The organism is Streptomyces sp. NPDC001157 (assembly GCF_053598255.1).
In genome coordinates, this window is record NZ_JBSFJW010000016.1 from 150,871 (window position 1) to 170,635 (window position 19,765).

A 19,765-nucleotide genomic window follows, 5' to 3' on the forward strand; every position below is an offset into this window, starting at 1 on the left:
CTCCCTGCGATGAGTGAACCCGTGCGTGTCGTCGCCGCCGGCGACCACTTCATCCTGCCGTCGCTCATCACGGCGGCGGTGCGTCAAGAACTCACCTGCGATGTGCACGAGTTGACTCTCGGCTGGCCTCTGGAACCCTTCGGCGCGGTGGCCGAGGTGACGGAGGCCAGCGACGCCGAGGACGAGCTGATCGACGCGCTCGCGGGGGCGCAGGTGCTGGTCACCCAGATGGGGCCGGTGACGGAGCGCGTGCTGGACGCCTGCCCGGACCTGCGGCTGGTGGTCGTGTGCCGGGGCGGCCCGGTCAACGTCAACCTGGACGCGGCCAAACGGCACGACGTCCGCGTCTGCTTCGCCCCCGGGCGCAACGCCGCCGCCACCGCCGAGTTCACCGTCGGCCTGATGCTGGCGGCCCTGCGGCGCATCCCGCAGGCCCACGACCTCCTTGCCGGGCAGGGCAGTTGGCAGGGGGCGACGTACTACACGTACGAACACAGCGGACTGGAGCTGGAGGACCTGCCGGTCGGGCTCGTCGGGTACGGGGCTGTCGGCAGCCGGGTCGCTCGGGCACTGTGTGCGTTCGGTGCGCAGGTGATGGTCCACGACCCGTATGTGCGGGGTGAGATCCATGGTCTGCGGGTGTCCTCGCTGAGCGAACTCCTGCGGCGGTCCCGGGTGATCAGCCTGCATGCCCGGTTGACCGCTGAGACCCGGGGTCTGATCGGTGCGCGGCAACTCGCGCTGCTCCCCCGGGGCTCGGTGGTGGTGAATGCGGCCCGCGGGCCCCTGCTGGATGAGGACGCGTTGTGCGACGCCCTGGAAAGCGGGCAGTTGTCGGCAGCGGCGCTGGACACCTACCAGCGGGAGCCGGTGCCGGAGGGCTCGCGCCTGTTCGGGTTCCGCGATCGGGTGGTGATGACGCCGCATCTGGGCGGGGCCTCGCGGGCGGTGGCGGAGAAGGCTGCGCGTATCGCTGCCGCGGAAGTGGGGCGGTGGGTGCGAGGGGAGCCCCTCGCGCACGCTTTGACGTGAGTGCCGCTCTGTGTCGTTTTTCGGCTGCGGTGGCATCGTGGCTGGTCGCGCAGTTCCCCGCGCCCCTGTGGGGGCGCTACAGAACCGCAAGGGAGAGCCGCTGTGTACGTTGGGATTGACGTAGGTACGTCCATGGTGAAAGCCGCCGCGTTTGACGGCGAGGGGCGTGAACTGGCCGTCGAGGCGCGCCCGGTGGGGCTTGCGTTGCACGCAGGGCGCGTCGAACAGGACATGGAGGAGGTCTACGCCGCCGTCGTCGATGTGCTCGAGACGCTGGTCGCGCGGGTCGAGGAACCCGTCGAGCTCGCCGGGCTGACCGGGCAGGGCGACGGAGTCTGGCTGGTCGACAAGGACGGGCGGCCCGTCCGACCCGCTGCCTCCTGGATGGACGGGCGGGCGCATGAACTGCTCGACCAGTGGCTGGCGGACGGCACGTTCGAGACGGTGTTCCGGCGGACCGGGAGCGCCATGTTCCCCGGGTGTCCGGGGCCGTTGCTGGCCTGGCTCGACCGTTACGAACCCAAGTCCCTGGACGCGGCCACAACAGCCCTGTACTGCAAGGACATGGTCTTCCGGCGGCTGACGGGGGCGCCGGTGACGACGGATGTGTCGGACGCGTCGATGCCGTTCCTCGATCCGCGGACGCGGGCGTACGACAACCGGGTGGTGGAGCTGCTGGGCCTGACCCACCGCCGTGGGCTGCTCGCTCCCGTCGGGGACCCGATCGCGACGGCCGAGGCGCGCGGCGAGGGTCTGCCGCCCGGCACGCGGCTCGCGAACGGTCCGTACGACCTGCCGTCGTGCGCGCTCGGCGCGGGGGTCACGTCGCCGGGCGACGGTCTGCTCATCGTCGGCACCTGCCTGGCCAGCCTGGTCGCGACGACCGACCTCGATCTGACCGGCGAACCGGCCGGCCTCTACATCTCCACCGACCGTCCCGGTCACTGGCTGCGCGCCATGCCCGCGATGGTCGGCACGGCGGCCCTGGACTGGGTCCTGTCCACGACGGGCGTCCACCATGAGGAGGTCGACGGACTGCTCGCCGAGACCCCGCCCGGCGCGAACGGCGTCCGCGTGCTGCCGTACTTCGCCCCGTCGGGCGAGCGAGCCCCGTTCGTCGAGCCCCACCTGCGGGCCGAACTCACCGGCGTCTCCCTGGAGTCCACGAAGAGCGACCTGGTCCGCGCGACCTGCGAGGGCATCGGGTACGCCGCCCGGCACTGCCTGGAGGCGGCGGGGCTGACGGGCTCGCTGGCCGTCTGCGGCGGGGGTACGCGCAGCGCCGCCTGGATGCGCCTGCTTGCCGATGTCCTGGGGCGGCCGTTGCGGGTCGTCGAGGGTGAAGTCGGGGCGCGGGGTGCGGTGTTGGCGGCGGCCGAGCGGTACGGTGTCGCGCTGGACGCGGCAGCGTGGACCGAGCCGACGGCGGTCGTGAAGCCGGACGCGGGCCGGGCGGCGTACTACGCGAAGGGATACGAGGACCATCTGACTCGGCTCGCGGAGGCGCGGAGAAGGGCGCGGGCGTGAACGACGCACCACCGGGGTCCGACGATTTCGGGGACGCGCTCGCCGAGGACGCGCTGTACTACCGCTCATGACCGAGATCGAGCGGGAGTGCCCGACGTGCCGCAGCAGGCAGAAGTTCCGGCAGCTGACCGACGCGGAGAAGGCGGCCGTCCGTGAGAAGAAGGGCGCCCGCTTCTTCGTGGGCAACCTCTGGCGCTGCACGGCCGAGAAGTGCCTCTGGTACCAGCCGTACCTCAACAGGGCAAAGGGCGACCTCCTCCCCGAGAGCTTCCGGAAGGAGGCGGCCGCCGGGAAGTGACGTCCGGAATCCGCCCTGGTGGGACGGATTCCGGGCTGCCGTGAGAGCTCCCGCAGGCCCTACGCTCCGGGCACCGGATCGGGGGAAATGGGGGAAATCGCATGGTGTCGAAACGATGCCCGAACTGCGGTCATCAGATGCAGGAGTTCAGCCCTCTCACCGACAAGGAGAGGGAGGAGGCCCGGAAGCGGATACCGAAGCACATCCGCGAAGGGGCCCTCCTCCGCTGCACCAACAAGAACTGCCGGCGTTTCCAACAGCGGGGCAACTACCGCCTCGGCGGGAACCTTCCGCCCGAGGACGAGTAAGCCCTACAGGTTGCTGAAGTCCGGGCCCTTCGTACGGGTGCGCTTGATCTCGTAGAAGCCCGGGACCGAGGCGACCGCGACCGTGCCGTCCCAGAGGCGGGCGGCTTCCTCGCCCTTGGGGGCCGGGGTGACGACCGGGCCGAAGAAGGCGATCTGCTCGCCGTCGGGGCCGGGTACCGCGATGACCGGGGTGCCGACGTCCTGACCGACCTTGTCGATGCCCTCCTTGTGGGAGGCGCGCAGCTCGGCGTCGAACTCGAAGTCCTTCTGGTCGAAGTACTCGATCAGGTCGGCGGGCAGACCGACGTCGGCCAGGGCGCCTTCGACGGCCTCGCGCGTCGGGCCCTGGCCCTCGTTGTGGATACGGGTGCCGAGCGCGGTGTACAGCGGGCCGAGGATGTCGGAGCCGTGCTTCTGCCAGGCCGCGGTGACCACCCGGATCGGCTGCCAGGCCTTGGTCTCCAGCAGCTCGCGGTACTCCTCGGGCAGCTCGTCGATCTTGGGTTCGTTGAGCACCGCAAGGCTCATGATGTGCCAGCGGACCTCGATGTTCCGGACCTTCTCCACCTCCAGCACCCACCGGGAGGTCATCCAGGCCCAGGGGCACAGCGGGTCGAACCAGAAGTCGACGGGGGTCTTCGCGGCGGAGCTGCTCGCGGTCTCGGACATGGCTCTCCTAGGAAAGACGTTCGTTTCAACCCGCAACAACAGCCCTTCCCGTCCCCATTCCCGAGTGCCCGGCGCCGGTACCCCATGGCAGGATCAGCCCTGTCCACATACCGAACACCAGCCGAGGGAGCGCTGCCCGTGCCCGGTGAGAATCTGACCCGCGACGAGGCCCGGGAGCGGGCCGCCCTGCTGTCCGTCGACGGGTACGACGTGTCCCTCGACCTGCGTACGGCGGTGGGGGAAGAGAGCGGGGAGGGTCCGCGGACCTTCCGGTCCGTCACCACGATCCGCTTCCGCAGCAACGAGCCCGGCGCCGCCACCTTCGCCGACCTGATCGCGCCGAGTGTGACCTCCGTCTCACTCAACGGGAGGGATCTCGACCCCGGTCAGGTCTTCGACGGCTCCCGGATCCTCCTGGAGGACCTCGCGGCCGAGAACGAGCTGGTCGTCGACGCGCAGTGCGCCTACTCCCGCACCGGCGAGGGCCTGCACCGCTTCGTCGACCCCGAGGACGGCGAGGTGTATCTGTACACCCAGTACGAGCCGGCCGACTCCCGCCGGGTCTTCGCCAACTTCGAGCAGCCGGACCTCAAGGCCCCGTACCGCTTCGAGGTGCGGGCGCCGGAAGGCTGGACGGTCTGGAGCAACGGGGTCGGCGAGCAGACGGACGGGGTGTGGAGGTTCGCGGAGACCAAGCCGATCTCGACGTACATCACGTGCGTGGTGGCGGGGCCGTACCACTACGTCACGGACTCCTACGAGCGGACCTTCGAGGACGGTACGCGGCTGGAGATCCCGCTCGGCGCCCTCTGCCGCAAGGGCCTGGCGCCCTACTTCGACTCGGACGACGTCTTCCTCGTCACCAAGCAGGGCCTGGACTTCTTCCACGACCACTTCGACTACCCGTACCCCTTCGGGAAGTACGACCAGGCGTTCGTCCCCGAGTACAACCTCGGCGCGATGGAGAACCCGGGTCTTGTGACCTTCCGCGAGGAGTTCATCTTCCGGGGGAAGGTCACCCGGGCCTCGTACGAGGGCCGGGCCAACGTCATCCTGCACGAGATGGCGCACATGTGGTTCGGCGACCTGGTCACCATGGTGTGGTGGGACGACCTGTGGCTGAAGGAGTCCTTCGCGGACTTCATGGGCACCTTCGCGAACGTCGGCGCGACCCGCTTCACCGACGCCTGGATCACCTTCGCCAACCGCCGCAAGGCCTGGGCGTACCGCGCGGACCAGCTGCCCTCCACCCACCCGATCACCGCGGACATCCGCGACCTCCAGGACGCGAAGCTCAACTTCGACGGCATCACGTACGCCAAGGGCGCGTCGGTGCTCAAGCAGCTGGTGGCGTACGTCGGCCAGGACGCCTTCCTGGAGGGCGCGCGCCGCTACTTCAAGCGGAACGCGTACGGAAACACGCGCCTCGGCGATCTGCTGTCGGTGCTGGAGGAGACCAGCGGCCGGGACATGGGCGCCTGGTCGCGGAAGTGGCTGCAGACGGCCGGGGTCAACTCCCTCACTCCGCAGGTGCTGTTGGACGCCGAGGGGCGGGTGGATGAGCTGGCGGTGGTGCAGGAGGCGGCCGAGTCCCACCCCGAGCTGCGGCCGCACCGGGTGGCGGTGGGCCTGTACCGGCGTACGACGGGGGGTGCCCTGGAGCGGTACGCGCGGGTCGAGGTGGACGTCGACGGGCCGCGTACGGTCGTGGCGGAACTGGCGGGGGCCGAGGCCCCGGAGCTGGTCCTCGTCAACGACGACGACCTCACGTACTGCAAGATCCGCTTCGACGACACCTCGCTGGCCACGCTGCGCGAGCACCTCGGTGCGATCACCGACCCGCTGGCCCGGGCCCTGTGCTGGTCGGCGCTGTGGAACCTGACCCGGGACGCGCTGCTGCCCGCGGCGGACTTCGTGGACCTGGTGACGCGGTTCGCGCGCCGCGAGTCCGACATCGGCGTCCTGCAGATGCTGCACGCCTGGGCGAACTCGGCGCTGGTCAACTATGCGGCGCCGGCCTGGCGGCCGACCGGTGAGCGGCTGCTGGCCGAGGTCGCCCTGCGGGATCTGCGGGCGGCCGAGCCGGGCAGTGAGCAGCAGCTGGCCTGGGCCCGTTTCCTCGCGACGGTGGCGGCAGGACCGGACGAACTGGCGCTGCTGCGCGGCCTGTTGGACGGTACGGAGAAGGTCGACGGTCTGGAGGTCGACCAGGAGCTGCGCTGGGCGTTCCTGGAGCCGCTGGCCGCGCACGGGGCCGCGGACGAGACGGTACTGGCGGCCGAGCTGGCCCGCGACGACACGGCCTCCGGCAAGCGCCACCAGGTCCGCTGCCTGGCCGCCCGCCCCTCCGAAGCGGTGAAGGCGCAGGCCTGGGCGCAGGTGGTGGAGTCGGACGCGCTGTCCAACGCCCTGGTGGAGGCGACGATCGCGGGCTTCGCGCAGCCTTCGCAGCGGGAGCTGGTCGCGCCGTACGCCTCGAAGTACTTCGCGGCGATCGAGCGGGTGTGGCGGGAGCGGTCGATCCAGATCGGCATGGACGTGGTGCGGGGGCTGTTCCCGTCCTACCCGACGGAGCAGGGCGCGCAGGCGACGCTGGACGCGACGGACGCGTGGCTCGCGGCCCACGAGGACGCGGCGCCGGCGCTGCGCAGGCTGGTGCTGGAGGCGCGCGACGACCTGGCGCGGGCCCTGCGAGCCCAGGCTTTGGCCAACGATTGATCCGCGTGTGACCGTTACGGAATCCGGTCAATAACACCCGTAACCCCTGGTCCGACCCGAACGGACCAGGGGTTTTCGATGCCCTATCGGCATCCGAACAAGCGTCCTTTAGTGCCACCTTGTCCGTTTTTGTCGACGAGCGTGTAACAGCGGTTAGAGGACGGCTCAAGCGCGGGAAACCCCCCGGCATGAACCACAACACCCCGCTCCCCCCGGCCTCCCCCCGCCCCCTGAGCCACCTCGCCGAGGTGCACCGCCGTGTTCTGACGACGGCTCAACTCCGGGCGCACGGCGTCTCGTCCGCGGACATGAGCGAGCAGTGCCGCACCGGCGGCCCCTGGCAGCAGCTCCTCCCGGGCGTCTTCCTTCTCCACCCCGGCCCTCCGACCAGCGAGGAGCGGCTGCACGCGGTGCTGATGTACGCGGCCCGGGAGTCGGCCCCCGGAGTGCCGACGCAGCCCGGCGCGGAGAGCCCCCACCGGCCGGTCTACGCGGAGGCGATGATCACGGGCCTGGCGGCTCTGACGCTGCACGGGTTCACGTCCGCGCCGCCGCTGCTGTCCCTGGAGAAGATCGACGTCCTGGTCCCGCGGCTGCGCCGGCTGCGCTCGGCGGGCTGCGCACGGATCGTCCGCACGCACACGCTGCCGGCTCCCCAGCAGGTGACGGGAGTTCCGATCGCGCCGGTGCCGCGCGCCCTGGCCGACGCGGTGTCGGAACTCGCGGACGCGGGCGCGGTACGCCGGCTGCTGACGGAGGCGGTGCGCGCCGGTCACTGCGAACCGGCCTCGGTGGTACGGGCGTTGAACCAGGCGAAGCTGCTCAGCCGCCCGCACGTGGTGGACGCGGTGGACTCCCTGCTGGCCGAGGGCCGCGCCATCGCGGAGGACCGCCTGTACCGGATGGTCCGCGACTACGGTCTGCCCGACCCGGTCTGGAACGTGGACCTCCGCCTGCCGGGCGGCCCCCACCTCGGCGGCCTCGACGCGTACTGGCCGGAGCAGGCGGTGGCCGTGGAGCTGGACACCCGGGCGCCGCGCCAGGACGAGGACGCGCTGTGGTCCGAATACGCCCGCAAGCGGGAGCACTTGGAGCGCCTGGGCATCACGGTCGTCCACATCACCCCCAAGAAGCTCCGGGACTCGATGGAGCAACAGGCGGCGGTCGTCCGCACGGCGCTGATGGCGTCCGGCGACCGGGAGCCCGCCGCGTATGTCGTGGTGCTGCCGCGGTAGTGACGGACCGGGGCGGAACCAGCAGGAGGGGAGAGGAGGGGCCACCGGTGCCGGTGGCCCCTCCTCGTGTGCGGTCAGGAGGCCAGCGGCTGAACCGGCTCCGGCTCGGGTACGAGGTCGTGCGGGCCGTCGTGGGTGTCCTCGTCCAGGTAGGGGAAGCACCGCAGGGCGTCGCGGGCCGCGAGGTGCGCCGCCTCGATCACACCCTCCTTGGTGCCGGGCGCGACCACCAGCGACACGGGGACCGGGTCGACCGGCGGGAAGCACTCCGCCGGGGCCTTGCGCAGCCCCCACAGCTCGTCCGCGTTGGCCGGCAGACAGGTGTTGCCGAGCCCGGCGCGGATCGCGGCCCGCACGCCGGGCAGGTCCGGGCCCTCGTAGACGCTCCGCCAGGGGATCCGGCCGAGAGTGACGGAGTTGAGGACGTGGACCCGAAGGTTGCAGGGCTCGGCGCACAGGACCAACGGGAGCGGGGCGCCCGCGTCCACCAAGTGGCGGCCGAACCAGGCGAGTTGTATGCGGCCCAGGAACCGGTCGCGGCTGCCGCGGGGCGGCGCGGAGATCAGGGCGAGGTCCAGTTCGCCGTCCGTGACCCGGGCGGTGAGCGGTGCGCTCAGGCCCGCGCGCAGGGCGATCCGGGCCTCGGGCAGTAATCGGGTCAGACCCGACAGCAGCTCGGGCATGGCGGGCTCGAACTGCTGGGAGATCCCGACCGACAGCACCACTTCACGGGGCGGCACGGCGCTGACCCGGGCGACCGCCTCGTCGTTGAGGGCGACCATCCGGCGGGCGTATCCGGCGAGTTCCTCGGCCTGCGGACTGAGCCTGAGCCGGCGCCCGGTACTGGTGAAGACGGGGCCGTCGATAAGGGATTCGAGGCGTCGTATGTGCTGGCTCACGGCGGGTTGTGTGAGAGAAAGCCGCTCGGCCGCACGCCGGAAACCTCCTGTTTCCAGAATGGTAACGAGGGTACGCAGTTGACCTACATCAAGGTTTCGGAACATGACCAGGCGCTTTACCCAAGCATGTTGCACAGATTCACTCCTTGACTGTTTGTTAACGAATCCTTTCCACTTACACGGAGTTGCCGATAAGCTTCAATTATTGAAGCAATAAACAACTCTCGTTGGTCCTCCCGGCGCCTCCCACCTAGGCTTTTGCCAACCGTCCAACACGTTTTCAGGGGACCCACGTGAACAAGTCCGCATACTTCGACGTACACACGACGATAGAGCGGGTCAGCACGGTAAACCTTCCCGAAAAGCTGGCGGAAGCCTCCGGCCCCGAGCCGTACCCCATCGTTCGGTACGCCCAGGTTCTCAAGGAACTGCGCAAACATTCGGCCACCATCGGAAACGAGCAGCAGCAGATAGAATTCGGCCGACTGGTGGCTAACTCCCTGCGGGAACTCGCAGCGGAACTCGACCTTCCGGAAAATCATTTCTCCGTCGACACCTCGGGCGACCCGCTGCTGGTCCGGGAGGGGGCGGGACAGCACTGGATCCTCCCCACCCACTTCGAGGGCGGCGCCTACTTCAGCGCCCCGCACGCCGACCACCAGTACGCACTGCGGTCGGGGCAGATACCCCGCATCACCATCGGCCGGTACGTGCGGTTCGGCAAGGGCAGCGGGATCAACGCCGGCGGTGACATCACCATCGGGGACGGCGCCTGGCTGTCCCCCGGAAGCCTGCTGCTGCGCCAGGACCACAGCGCGTACGGACGCCCGTCGATCGGCGCGCGCACCGTCTCCATGACGCACCAGCCCGGCGTCGTGCTGCGCGACTACGCCTGGGTGGGCCGCGACGCCATGGTGGGCTGGAACGCCGACTACCTGGGCCTGGCGAGCGTCGTCGGCACCCGGTCCTTCATCAACGGCTGGGTGGGCGACTACTCCATCGTCGGCGACCACGGGCGCATCCTGCAGTACCAGCCGTTCAAGGCCTTCCTGTTCGGCCGGTACGACCTCACGGTCGAGGAGGTCCTGCGGATCTCCGACTGGGGCCGGGTCGACAAGGACTGGCTGCGCGTCCACGGCGAGGAGCGCGGCGCCCTGCTCGACGCCGGCACGGACCTGTCCGAACTCGCCGACCTCGTACGGGAGGTGATCCACCCGCGCTCGCGGACCCTGCTCCTCAAGCCGGACTCGCTGCGGCTCGTGCCCCTGCTCGCCCAGGGCCGCCTCGACATCGCCACGCACTCGCCGGACCTCACGCCCCATGTCCTGCAGTGGGCGGGCGATCACAAGGCCCTGCGGATCAGGGTGCGTTCGGACCTCACGACCACCGAGCTGCCCTTCGAGACGGCCGGCACCTTCCACTACAACAAGCGGATCGGATACGACCTCACGATCTCGGAACACGCCCCGGACACCCCGGTCGTACCGCTCGCCGAACTGGAGCGCACCCTGCTCCAGGGCGGCGTCCTGATCACCGACGTCCGCAACCTGCCGGCCGGCGGCGAGCGGCCCGACAACCTTGTCGAGACCCATGAACTGCTGCTCGGCGGGCGGCAGTACAAGGCGTTCAAGAAGAAGTGAGGTGAGTGCGGATGACCACGACCCGGAAAGTCTCCGGCTCGTACGAACTCGCGGTCGGTTACGCCGACAGCGGCCTGTCCTGGCCGGAGTACCTGGACGGCCTCGCCGGGCACGAGGAGCGGCCGTCACCTCCCGGCACGGTCCCCTTCCTGCCCGAGGAACGCTCCCGGGCCGCCGTCTACAGCTTCGGCTACACCCACGCCGTGGTGAACGAGACAGCGGTGGAGAAGGGGAAGCTGGACTTCTACTACAAAGGAACCGGCGATCTGCTGCGCACCGACGGGGACCCGCTCTCCAGCCCGGTGCCGCTGACCGGTGGCGGGATCGAGGTCGAGTACTGCGCCGTGTACTGCGTGAACAAGGAGGGCGACCCCGTCTACCTCGGCTTCACGCTGGCCAACGACTTCTCCGACGCGGGCCTGCGGCACGCGCGCCGCAATCTGGCCAACCTGTCGAAGCTCCAGCCGACGTCCGTGGCCGCCGAGGTGGTCCTGGCCGAGCTGCCGCCGTCCAGCGAGGTCAGCGCGTCGATCAGCCGCGAGGGCACGACCGTGTGGGAGCGCCGAGGGGCCCTCGGCAGGCGGGAGATGCTCTACTCCCCGCGCGTCCTGGAACGGCTGCTGCTGCGCCGGCGGGGGCTGTTCGAGGCGGGCACGGTCGTGTATCTGCTGCTGGGCTCGTGCATCAGCTCGCACAAGGACGGGGCCGAGCTGCGCGAAGGTGACGTGATCACGATGCGGGACACGTACACGGGGCTGAGCCTCGGGAACGTGTTCTTCGGTTGAGCGGTGCCCGGGCGGGGGCGGCGGACGTCACTGTTCGCCGCCCCCGCTGTCTCCCGTGGTCTCGGCGATGTTCTTGACGACGGCGGGCAGCAGTCCCGGGAACCGCTCCTCGAACTCGTCGGCCCGCAGCCGGGCGCTCTGCTGCTGGCCCTGGTGACTGCGCCAGATGAGCCCGCACTCCCTGAGGACCCGGAAGTGGTGCGAGGCGTTCGACTTGCTGATGCCCAGGTCGTTGTAGATCACCGAGCACTCGGTCTCGCCGCGCTCGGCGAGCAGCGCGACGATGCGCAGGCGCAGCGGATCGCTCAGCCCGTGCATCGCCTCGGCCAGGGTGACGTTGGCCAGTTCGGCATGAAATCTGTCCCGCATGGCGTCGACCCTACTGCCAGAGACTCCTTCTTCCAAAGGTTCAATGACTCTTGTACCGTTGGACCATGAATCCAAGGATCTACCTCTTAGCCCTTGGCACCTTCACGGTGGGCACCGAGGGATATGTGATCGCCGGAGTACTCCCCGACGTGGCCCACGACCTCCACTCGACGGTGTCCGTGTGCGGGCAGATGGTCACGGTCTTCGCCCTGGTCTATGCGATCGCCGGGCCGCCCCTGATCGGCCAGTTCCAGCACGTCCCCCTCAAACGGCTCCTGATCTGGGCCGCGGTGGGTTTCGCCGCGGCCAATGTGCTCGCGGCCGTAGCCCCCGACATTGCGACGCTGGCCGTGGCGCGGGTCCTGGCGGCGCTCGGTGCGGCACTCTTCGCGGCGCCGGCGGCGGCCGCCGCGGCGGCACTGAGCAAACCCGAGGAACTCCCGCGCGCGATCGCGGTCACGGCCGGCGGCAACGCGGTCGCCCTCACTCTCGGCGCCCCCATCGGCACGGTGGTGGGCGCGGCGCTGGGCTGGAGGGCGTCCTTCGCCTTCGTGGCCGCGCTGGCGCTCGTCACCGCGCTGGCCGTGCTGGCCTGGCTCCCGGACGTGCCGGGCACGGCGGGCGCGACGGCGGGGCGTCTGAACCTGCTGCGCCGGGGGCCGGTCCGCTGGGGCCTGGTGACGACCTTCGGTCTCTTCCTCGCGGCGTACACGATGTACACGTACCTGTCTCCCATCGCGCACCGGGCAACCGGCCTGGGCAGCACGGGAGTTGCCGCGCTGATGGTCGTGTTCGGGGCGGGTGGCTTCACGGGCGGGCGCCTCATCGGCTCGGTGCTGAAGAAGCACGCGCTGGCGAAGGTGCTGCGGACGGTCCTGCTGCTCATCGCCGGATTCCTGGCGGTCCTGACGCTGCTGACGGTCGCTCACATCCCGACCGCGGCCCGGGTCATCGCCTTCCCGCTCCTCTTCGCCTTCGGCCTGGCCTGGTGGTCGGGCGGCATCAGCCAGCAGACCCGACTGGCGGGCTTGGCCCCCGAGCAGCGCTCCCAGGCTCTCGGCCTGCACTTCTCCGCCCAGTTCCTGGGCGTCGCGGTCGCCGGAGCCCTCGGCGGCCTGACCCTGTCCACGGCCGGCGCGGCCGGAGTACCCGCGGTCGCGGGCGCGATCGCCCTGGCAGCACTGGTGAGCGTGCGCCAGGTCCTGCCACCGGCTCACGCCGACGCCCCGGCAACAGAGACGGCGCCGGCGGGCGTACGGGGACCGACAGGGGTGGAGTGAACGCCGCTACGACGAGGAGGCGACGCCCGGCCCGCGGGCGTCGCTCCTCAAGACCGCCCCTCAGTCCGAACACGTCACAGCGACTCCTCGCTGTGGCAGCACAGCCGGCGTAACCGCGGGCAGTCGTGCCGCGCGGGGCGGCACGGATGGGCGCAGCGGCACCCGACAAGCGGCTTCCGGGGCCGCCGCCCCGCTCAGTGCGGCTCCGGGAGGGCCGGCGTGGTGGTGGCGCCTGCGGCTACCCAGTCGAGGAGGGTGGCGTACGACGCGATCATGCGGGTGCGGCTGAAGCGTTCGCGGCTTGCGGTGAGGGCGGGGGCGAGGTCGGTGCGGGATGCTGCCGCTTCCGTCCAGGCCCGGGCGATCGCCGCCGGGTCGGGCGGTGTGACGAAGCCGTGGCCCGCCACGATCGCCGCGCTGTCGCCGACGTCGGTGGCGACCGGTACGGCGCCGCACATCATGCCCTCGACCAGGCACAGCGGGGCCGCCTCGCCCCAGGAGGAGGTCAGTGCGACGACGTCGGCACCGGCGTACACGGACTCCATGTCGTGTCGGACGCCGAGCAGGTGGACCCGGTCCGCCAGTGATCTCTGCGGTCCGAACGCCGCCTCGATGTCCGTGTCCAGGCCCGGATTGGCAGCCGTCATGCCCGCGCCGCACATCAGCACCCGCGCGTCGGGCTGCTGCTCCAGCCACGCCCGCGCCGCCCGCAGGAACAGCGGGACGTTCTTCATCGCGTCATAGCGGGCCGCGAAGACGACCACCGGCGCCGCGGCCGGGATCTCGAGGGAGGCCCGCAGCGCCAGCCGCCGGGCCGCGTCGGGGCGGAAGCGCAGCAGGTCCACGCCGTTCGGGATGACGTGCAGCAGCTCGGCCGGGATCCCGGCCGCCTCGTACGCGGCCCGGGTCGACTCCGCGCAGCACACGCACGCCACCACCCTGCCGTCCGCGATGGCGGCCTTCAGCTCGTCCAGGGCCGCCCCCTGGTTCTCCGGGTCGGAGCGGTGCAGACAGACCACTACGGGGCGGCGCGGCAGGCCCGCCTGGTTCAGGAGGCGCAGGGGCTGTTCCTTCAGCGAAAGGATCACGTCCGCGTCCGCGGTCGCCCGTGCCGTGTCGGCCAGCTCCGGCCCGGTGAAGGTGGCCGGATCCCCGCTTGTGGGGAAGACCCGGCCCAGGGAAGTGACGCCCACGCCCGCCGCGGTCAGCGACCGGTAGCAGGCGTCGTCCTCCATGCGCTGCCGGGTGGCCTCCCGGTGCACCTCGCCATGGAGGCTCAGCACGCGATGCTGCTGGCCACCCTCCTGTAGTCCGAGTACGACGTCACTGTGGACAATCCGGGCTCCGCCGGAGAAGAAACCCTCGTAGACCGAGAGCACGTGCAGTCCGCGCCTCGTGGGCATATGACCACCCGCCTTGCACAAATCGAGCCATCCCCCGTGAAGTGCGGGTTAGCCGATATGAGGCGGCATGGACGTTTCGTACGGATGAACTCGGCGTCTCGTATCCGAGTCCGATGGATTAATCAGCTTCGCCTCTTCATGTCCGCGCCGGCGATCCCGGATCGGCAGGCCGGCCGTCAGTGCGGCCAGCCGCTGCCGCCACCGCCGGGACTCGTCCGGCACCACCGGCGCGCCCGGCGTCGCCGACAGCACACCGGCCTTGGCCTGCCAGTCCTCGAACACTCCGCGGAACACCTGGTGCATGACGCCCTCCCTTTTCACGTACTGGCTTCACGTGCTTGCCGACGTCTTCGACGGTACGGAGAAATGGCTCGCTGATACCGTCCAATGGCATGCGGAAATCACAGACCAATCCGGCGGGCGATCTCCTGCTCCACCTGGGGCAGGAGGCCGACGGGCCGCTGCACGAGCGGGTGAAGCGGGCGCTGCGTTCGGCGATCAGGGGCGGCCGTATCGAGGTGGGCACCGCCCTGCCGCCCAGTCGGCAGCTCGCCGCCGACCTCGGGTGCTCGCGCTGGGCTGTGACCGAGGCGTACGGCCAGCTCGTCGCCGAGGGCTACCTGGAGGCGCGGACCGGCTCCGCCACCCGGGTGCGCTGGTCGGACAGCCCGGACGACGGCTCCTCGCGGCACGCGCCCCGCCAGGCTCCGGCGGCCCGCTACGACCTGGCCCCGGGCCTGCCGGACCTACGGGCGTTTCCGCGGCGCCGATGGGCCGAAGCGATCCGCGCGCAGGCGACGACCGTGGCGTTCACGGAGTTCGGCTACCCGCCGCCGGGCGGCCACCTCCGGCTCAGACGGCTGCTCGCCGAGTACCTGGGCCGCTCCCGCGGTGTCCTGGCGGCCCCGCAGGACGTGACGGTGTGCACGAGCGTGACCGACGGAGTACGGCGCTTCTGCCAGGTCCTGCGCGCCCGCGGCATCACCGCCGTCGGAGTCGAGGAACCGGGCTGGACCCGGCTGCGCGAGGTGATCCTCGCCGCGGGCCTGGACGTCGTCCCCGTCCGCGCGGACGGCGCCGGCCTGCGCACCGACGACCTCGCCGCACACCCGGGTCTCAGGGCGGTGCTGGCCTCCCCGGCGCACCAGTTCCCGCTGGGCACGGTGCTCGCCCCCGAGCGGCGCGCGGCCCTGTTGCGCTGGGCCCGCCGGGTGGACGGCGTCGTACTGGAGGACGACTACGACGCGGAGTTCCGCTACGACCGCCGGCCGGTCGCGAGCCTGCAGGGCATGGACCCGTCCCGGGTCGTCCTGTTCAAGTCGCTCAGCAAGATGCTCTCCCCCGCGCTCGGCATCGGGTGGATCGTGGCGCCCGCCCGCTGGACCGAACACCTGCACAGGACCGACCAGACGGCGACCCAGCCCCCGCCCCTGGACCAGCTGGCCTTCGCCGACCTGCTGGAGTCAGGCGCCTACGACCGCCATCTGCGGGCCTGCCGCAAGCGTTACCGCAACCGCCGCGACACCCTCGTCCGGGCCCTCGCCGACCAGCTGCCGGACGCCCCGGTCTCCGGTGTCGCGGCGGGCCTCCACCTCCTCCTCCGGCTGCCCGCCGCGGTGGACCCGGCGGCCGTGGTCAGGGCGGCGGCCGCCCGCTCGCTGCGCGTGGCCGACCTCGCCGCCTACCACGCCACCGAGGACCACGCCGACCACGGCCTGGTCCTCGGGTACGGCAACCTCGCGGACGGGGCGGTGGAGGAGGCGGTCGCCCAGCTGCGCGCGGCGGTCGACGAGTGCCGTCAGCGGCCTTGACCGCCGCAGAACTCCGCCTCGATCACCGCCTGGGTGTGGTTGACGTCCGTCCAGTCCCCGTTGAGGTTGAAGGACAGGGAGTGTCGGCCGTCCGCCGTCGTCACCGCCTCCGAGATCGAGCCGAGGATGCCGCCCGCGTGGCCCCAGACGTGGACGCCGCAGCTGAGCCTGCGGTCGATCAGGCCGAGGCCGTAGCCGGCGTTCGGCAGGACGTCGGCCTTGACCGTGGTCTTCATCTCCTTCAGCTGCCTGGGCGGCAGCAGACGGCCGGTGAGCAGGGCCTTGAAGAAGCGGTTCAGGTCCCAGGTGTCGGAGACCAGCTCGCCCGAGCCGTACGCCAGGGAGGGGTTCACGGTCGTGACGTCGTACGTCGGGCCCGTCGTGGCATCCGCGAGTTTGGAGTAGGTACGGCTGCTGGGCTGCGGGAGGGTGACCCGGTTGCCCGGGACGGAGGTGCCGGTCAGGTGCAGCGGTTCGATGATCCGGTGGCGCACCTCCTCCGCGTACGCACGGCCCGTGACCTTCTCGACCACCATCGCAGCCAGCAGGTAGTTCGTGTTGGAGTAACTCCAGGAGGTGCCGGGCTCGAAGAGCGGCTTGTGGCGCATGGCGACCGCCAGCTCGGCCTCGGGGGTCCAGCGGTCGTAGCGGTGCTTGAGGAAGCCGTCCTTGCTGAAGTACCACCGTACGAACGTCTCGTCGTTCGAGTAGTCGTAGATCCCGCTGGTGTGGTTGAGGAGCTGGCGGACGGTGATGCGGCTGCCGTCGTGGCCGTGACCGTGGACCGCGCCCGGCAGCCACTTCTCCACGGTGTCGTTCAGCGACAGCCGCCCCTCGGCCTCCAGCTGCAGCACGACCGTCGCCACGAACGTCTTCGTGATGCTGCCCGCCCGGAAGCGGTCCTCGGCCGAACGCGGCTTGCCCGTACGGATGTTGCCCACCCCGGCGGTCGTCGACCAGGTGCCGTGGGCGTCCTTCGCGGTCACCGTCACGCCCGGAATGCCGTCCTCGACCACGGCCTCGATCGCTCTGCGGGTCGCGTCGTGGGCTCCGGCACCGGTGGGCGCCGCCGCAAGGGCGGGGCCGGCCAGGGCGACGGACAGCGCCACCGCGGTGGCCGCCACCAGGGTCGCACGTACGGTCATGTCTTCCCCCATCTCACTCGCTCAGTCGCTGAGCTCGGTCGCGGGAGCAGACCCGGCCCGCGGTGCGAAGGTTGATGCACCGCGAGCCGGTTGAGCGGCTTTCAGCCCTTCTTCAAAACCAGTTCCGTGTTGCGGTCCTCCGGGTCGCCGGCGAGCGTCATGCTGCCCCCCGGCTTGTTGTACGACAGCTCGCGGTAGAGGGCGGCCAGACCCGTCTGGGTGAGGTCGGCGAAGTCCGTGCGGTGCGGGGCCGCGGACTCGACGAGGGTGGTGAACAGGGAGAGGGTGCCGTCCTTGTTGTCGGCGATCTCGATGACGCGGGCCAACTGCGGGTAGTCCACGTGTGACGCGGTGGAGATCTCCCAGAAGGATCGGCCGTTCGCGGCCTGGTGCGGGGTGATGTCGTTGCGGTGGATGTGGCCGTTCACCCAGGCGAGCACGTTGGCGTGCTTGGCGAGCAGGGCGACGACCTCCTGGCCGTTGTGGCGTCGCTCGTTCGGGCGGGCCGGGTCGACGTGGTTCGTGTTGTCCATCGTCTTGCTGGTGTGGTGGCTGAAGACGATGGCGTACGAGTCCTTGTTGTCCCGCAGCTGCTTGTCGAGCCAGTTCAACTGGGCCGTCCCGATGGAGCCTTCGTAGTGGCCGCCCGGGTCGGTGGTGTCGATGCTGATGCCGATGACGTCGTCGGAGATGCGGAAGGTGTAGTACTGGGTGCCCGCGTCCAGGTTGGCGGTGGAGTAGCCATGCCCGACCGGGCCGTTGCCGCGGTACGCCGGGTCGAGGTGTGCCCTGAGGTAGTCGGCCGCGGTGTGCGGGGCCCGGCGCTCGTCCGGTGTGACGGAGCGCATGGCACGCGTGTGGGCCTTGAGGAAGTCGCGGAACACCGTCCCCTTGGGGTCGTTGCCGTTCGCGATGGTGTTCTGGAGCTTCTTCGCCTCGGCGGCGGACACCGACATCAGCTTCTTGCCGCCGACCGCGTACTCGGCGAGCCAGGAGTCGCCGTGGCCGTAGCAGCCGAGCGGCAGGGCGTCGTGGTTGCCGACCGTGGAGTACCAGGGCAGGGTCAGGCCGGGGCTGCGGACCTCGTGGATCGCGGCGGCCAGGAAGCCCTGCAGATGCGGGAAGCCGAGCTGCTTGTCGCCGTCGCGGACGGTGGAGTCGGGCTGCCAGTACAGCTTGAGGCCGCTGTTCTGAACGCCCTCGTAGTGGCGCGGGTCACCCGAGTTGGGGGTGATCCTCCCGCCGCTCATGATCTTCAGGAACCATTCGAGCTCGGTCTTGGCGTTGTTGTCCGTGTTGTCGCCGGTGGTCATCGCGAAGTGCAGCGGGGAGCCGGTGACGGGGGCGCCCCGGAGCGCGTTGATCCGCTCGACCAGCGAGATCGCGCCGTGCACGGTCAGCGCCTCGTGCGGGCGCCAGGCGTGCCGGTCCGTGGAGCGCAGGTACTCCAGGCGCATCGGGTGCTGGGAGTCCATCAGGTGCATGTCCGTGAGCTGCACGAACGCGGCCAGCGCGGTACGGCGGCCGGCGCGGCCCGACTTGGGGGCGGCGAGCTCGCTGCGCACGACGCGGGACCAGCCGGGGCCGTCGCCGAGGCGGCGGTAGCCGGAGGAGGTGCGCGGGGCGGCGACGGTGGCGAGGGTGGTGCCCTTGGTGTAGGGCGCGAGGGGGGCGGCCGGGGCCCTGCGGGACTGCGCCACGACCCGGGTCGTTTCGGTGGTGGCGGCCTGGCTGTCGGTGGGCCGCAGGGCGTAGCCGACGCCTGCGGAGACGGCCGCCGCGCCGGTGGCGGCGAGGACGGTACGGCGGTTGATCGCCGGGATGGTGGCGGCGACAGAGCGTATGCGCGACATGGCGCGATCTCCCCGAGTGCGAACGCGTCGGCAGTGGTCGCGGGTGGTCGCAGTCGCGAACATCCCGCTCGTACTGGATCGTTGACACCGGGGATGACCTGCTGGTGAACGAGACGGCAACGGGCAACGCCGATCACCGTACGTGGATCTTGGGCCACCCTGCGCGTTCACGACCGCTCGTCGAGCGGCCCGGGGGCGGTCACTCCGCGTTCATCTTTCTGGGTAGTGCAAGGAGTTCACCCGCCCGGCCGCCGGCCGCTCCCGCCACAGCGCCAGCCCCACGTCGACCAGTCCGACGCGTCGCAGCCCGGGCACCTCCTCCAGGGGATGCCAGGCCGCCATGTCCGTCGAGCCGCCGACCTCGTGGCGGAGTTCGCCGCCGACCACCCGGCCCTCGTACACCAGACGTACGCCATGGTGGTCGACGGAGGGCCCGAAGCGGCCCGGGGCGGTGCGGCGGATCGAGTCCACGCCCAGGAGGGCGGTCAGCTCGACGTGGTAGCCGGTCTCCTCCTCGACCTCCCTGAGGGCGGCGTCGTAGGGGTCCTCGCCGTGTTCCAGACCGCCGCCGGGCAGGGTCCACTCGGGGCGGCCCTGGTCGTCGATCCAGCGGGCCAGGAGGAGTTGGTCGTCGCGGACGCATATGGCGTAGGCCGCCACCCTCAGTTTCCTGCGCACGTAGGGACGTTAGTCCGGAACCGCCGGTTCATTTGGCACTATTGCGGACTCATCCCCGTAAAGGGAATCGGGGGTTTTCCCCATACGTCCATATCGTTTCGGTCAACACTTCCCA

18 protein-coding genes are annotated in these 19,765 nt (G+C 70.7%); 10 read left to right on the top strand and 8 right to left on the bottom strand.

Translation table 11 applies throughout. The annotated features are described in order from the left end of the window. Window positions 1-9: 9 nt before the first annotated feature. From ACWDAG_RS26455 to ACWDAG_RS26470, 4 genes are all read left to right on the top strand, one after another. Window positions 10-1,032, top strand: coding sequence for a 2-hydroxyacid dehydrogenase (locus ACWDAG_RS26455; RefSeq protein WP_450698045.1), 1,023 nt, complete (start codon window positions 10-12; stop codon window positions 1,030-1,032). A gap of 102 nt (window positions 1,033-1,134) precedes the next feature. Further along, on the top strand, window positions 1,135-2,559 hold the full coding sequence (locus tag ACWDAG_RS26460) for an FGGY family carbohydrate kinase (RefSeq protein WP_450698046.1): 1,425 nt from the start codon (window positions 1,135-1,137) through the stop codon (window positions 2,557-2,559). A 67-nt stretch (window positions 2,560-2,626) separates the two neighbouring features. After that, on the top strand, window positions 2,627-2,857 hold the full coding sequence (locus tag ACWDAG_RS26465; RefSeq protein WP_450698047.1) for a hypothetical protein: 231 nt from the start codon (window positions 2,627-2,629) through the stop codon (window positions 2,855-2,857). Between the two features lie 137 nt (window positions 2,858-2,994). After that, on the top strand, window positions 2,995-3,165 hold the full coding sequence (locus ACWDAG_RS26470) for a hypothetical protein (protein WP_450698048.1): 171 nt from the start codon (window positions 2,995-2,997) through the stop codon (window positions 3,163-3,165). 3 nt (window positions 3,166-3,168) lie between these two features. Here ACWDAG_RS26470 and ACWDAG_RS26475 read toward each other — a convergent pair whose 3' ends face one another. Beyond that, window positions 3,169-3,834 (bottom strand): mycothiol-dependent nitroreductase Rv2466c family protein, encoded by a 666-nt coding sequence (locus tag ACWDAG_RS26475; RefSeq protein WP_450698049.1) that lies wholly within the window; start codon window positions 3,832-3,834, stop codon window positions 3,169-3,171. A 138-nt stretch (window positions 3,835-3,972) separates the two neighbouring features. Between ACWDAG_RS26475 and pepN the strand changes: the two genes are divergently transcribed. Continuing rightward, window positions 3,973-6,552: an aminopeptidase N gene (gene pepN / locus ACWDAG_RS26480; RefSeq protein WP_450698050.1), complete on the top strand. Its 2,580-nt coding sequence runs from the start codon at window positions 3,973-3,975 to the stop codon at window positions 6,550-6,552. 188 nt (window positions 6,553-6,740) lie between these two features. Then, a complete protein-coding gene (locus ACWDAG_RS26485) occupies window positions 6,741-7,787 on the top strand; it encodes a hypothetical protein (protein ID WP_450698051.1) in 1,047 nt (348 codons plus the stop codon). A gap of 74 nt (window positions 7,788-7,861) precedes the next feature. Here the strand turns inward: ACWDAG_RS26485 and ACWDAG_RS26490 are convergent, their stop codons facing one another. After that, on the bottom strand, window positions 7,862-8,791 hold the full coding sequence (locus ACWDAG_RS26490; RefSeq protein ID WP_450698052.1) for a LysR family transcriptional regulator: 930 nt from the start codon (window positions 8,789-8,791) through the stop codon (window positions 7,862-7,864). Window positions 8,792-8,979: 188 nt separating this feature from the next. Here ACWDAG_RS26490 and ACWDAG_RS26495 point away from each other — a divergent pair, with 188 nt between their 5' ends. Both ACWDAG_RS26495 and ACWDAG_RS26500 read left to right on the top strand, forming a co-directional pair. Next, complete coding sequence (locus tag ACWDAG_RS26495; protein ID WP_450698053.1) at window positions 8,980-10,326, top strand: acyltransferase; 1,347 nt, start codon at window positions 8,980-8,982, stop codon at window positions 10,324-10,326. A gap of 11 nt (window positions 10,327-10,337) precedes the next feature. Next, window positions 10,338-11,111: a hypothetical protein gene (locus tag ACWDAG_RS26500; protein WP_450698054.1), complete on the top strand. Its 774-nt coding sequence runs from the start codon at window positions 10,338-10,340 to the stop codon at window positions 11,109-11,111. A gap of 27 nt (window positions 11,112-11,138) precedes the next feature. Here the strand turns inward: ACWDAG_RS26500 and ACWDAG_RS26505 are convergent, their stop codons facing one another. Next, complete coding sequence (locus ACWDAG_RS26505) at window positions 11,139-11,480, bottom strand: ArsR/SmtB family transcription factor (RefSeq protein ID WP_450698055.1); 342 nt, start codon at window positions 11,478-11,480, stop codon at window positions 11,139-11,141. Window positions 11,481-11,545: 65 nt separating this feature from the next. Here ACWDAG_RS26505 and ACWDAG_RS26510 point away from each other — a divergent pair, with 65 nt between their 5' ends. After that, on the top strand, window positions 11,546-12,760 hold the full coding sequence (locus tag ACWDAG_RS26510) for an MFS transporter (protein WP_450698056.1): 1,215 nt from the start codon (window positions 11,546-11,548) through the stop codon (window positions 12,758-12,760). A gap of 194 nt (window positions 12,761-12,954) precedes the next feature. Here the strand turns inward: ACWDAG_RS26510 and ACWDAG_RS26515 are convergent, their stop codons facing one another. Further along, the gene (locus ACWDAG_RS26515; RefSeq protein WP_450698083.1) at window positions 12,955-14,139 is read right to left on the bottom strand and encodes a glycosyltransferase; all 1,185 of its coding nucleotides are present in this window, start codon (window positions 14,137-14,139) and stop codon (window positions 12,955-12,957) included. Window positions 14,140-14,211: 72 nt separating this feature from the next. Continuing rightward, window positions 14,212-14,466 carry a hypothetical protein gene (locus tag ACWDAG_RS26520; RefSeq protein ID WP_450698057.1) on the bottom strand — a complete coding sequence of 85 codons (255 nt, stop codon included), beginning with the start codon at window positions 14,464-14,466 and terminating at the stop codon, window positions 14,212-14,214. An 89-nt stretch (window positions 14,467-14,555) separates the two neighbouring features. Here ACWDAG_RS26520 and pdxR point away from each other — a divergent pair, with 89 nt between their 5' ends. Then, window positions 14,556-15,974: a MocR-like pyridoxine biosynthesis transcription factor PdxR gene (gene pdxR, locus ACWDAG_RS26525; RefSeq protein ID WP_450698058.1), complete on the top strand. Its 1,419-nt coding sequence runs from the start codon at window positions 14,556-14,558 to the stop codon at window positions 15,972-15,974. Here pdxR and ACWDAG_RS26530 read toward each other — a convergent pair. From ACWDAG_RS26530 to ACWDAG_RS26540, 3 genes are all read right to left on the bottom strand, one after another. Beyond that, window positions 15,962-17,119 carry a serine hydrolase domain-containing protein gene (locus ACWDAG_RS26530; protein ID WP_450698059.1) on the bottom strand — a complete coding sequence of 386 codons (1,158 nt, stop codon included), beginning with the start codon at window positions 17,117-17,119 and terminating at the stop codon, window positions 15,962-15,964. The genes pdxR and ACWDAG_RS26530 overlap by 13 nt on opposite strands. Window positions 17,120-17,220: 101 nt before the next feature. Beyond that, the gene (locus ACWDAG_RS26535; RefSeq protein ID WP_450698060.1) at window positions 17,221-18,972 is read right to left on the bottom strand and encodes a TIGR03767 family metallophosphoesterase; all 1,752 of its coding nucleotides are present in this window, start codon (window positions 18,970-18,972) and stop codon (window positions 17,221-17,223) included. A 210-nt stretch (window positions 18,973-19,182) separates the two neighbouring features. After that, on the bottom strand, window positions 19,183-19,650 hold the full coding sequence (locus ACWDAG_RS26540) for an NUDIX hydrolase (protein WP_450698061.1): 468 nt from the start codon (window positions 19,648-19,650) through the stop codon (window positions 19,183-19,185). Window positions 19,651-19,765 lie beyond the last annotated feature (115 nt).

Bases quoted from the DNA above. Each gene is read 5' to 3' on its own strand.
- ACWDAG_RS26455 (WP_450698045.1), top strand. From the start codon at position 10: ATGAGTGAACCCGTGCGTGTCGTCGCCGCCGGCGACCACTTCATCCTG.
- ACWDAG_RS26465 (WP_450698047.1), top strand. From the start codon at position 2,627: ATGACCGAGATCGAGCGGGAGTGCCCGACGTGCCGCAGCAGGCAGAAG.
- ACWDAG_RS26470 (WP_450698048.1), top strand. From the start codon at position 2,995: ATGCAGGAGTTCAGCCCTCTCACCGACAAGGAGAGGGAGGAGGCCCGG.
- ACWDAG_RS26475 (WP_450698049.1), bottom strand. From the start codon at position 3,834: ATGTCCGAGACCGCGAGCAGCTCCGCCGCGAAGACCCCCGTCGACTTC.
- ACWDAG_RS26485 (WP_450698051.1), top strand. From the start codon at position 6,741: ATGAACCACAACACCCCGCTCCCCCCGGCCTCCCCCCGCCCCCTGAGC.
- ACWDAG_RS26490 (WP_450698052.1), bottom strand. From the start codon at position 8,791: ATGTTCCGAAACCTTGATGTAGGTCAACTGCGTACCCTCGTTACCATT.
- ACWDAG_RS26500 (WP_450698054.1), top strand. From the start codon at position 10,338: ATGACCACGACCCGGAAAGTCTCCGGCTCGTACGAACTCGCGGTCGGT.
- ACWDAG_RS26505 (WP_450698055.1), bottom strand. From the start codon at position 11,480: ATGCGGGACAGATTTCATGCCGAACTGGCCAACGTCACCCTGGCCGAG.
- ACWDAG_RS26510 (WP_450698056.1), top strand. From the start codon at position 11,546: ATGAATCCAAGGATCTACCTCTTAGCCCTTGGCACCTTCACGGTGGGC.
- ACWDAG_RS26520 (WP_450698057.1), bottom strand. From the start codon at position 14,466: ATGCACCAGGTGTTCCGCGGAGTGTTCGAGGACTGGCAGGCCAAGGCC.
- pdxR (WP_450698058.1), top strand. From the start codon at position 14,556: ATGCGGAAATCACAGACCAATCCGGCGGGCGATCTCCTGCTCCACCTG.
- ACWDAG_RS26530 (WP_450698059.1), bottom strand. From the start codon at position 17,119: ATGACCGTACGTGCGACCCTGGTGGCGGCCACCGCGGTGGCGCTGTCC.
- ACWDAG_RS26535 (WP_450698060.1), bottom strand. From the start codon at position 18,972: ATGTCGCGCATACGCTCTGTCGCCGCCACCATCCCGGCGATCAACCGC.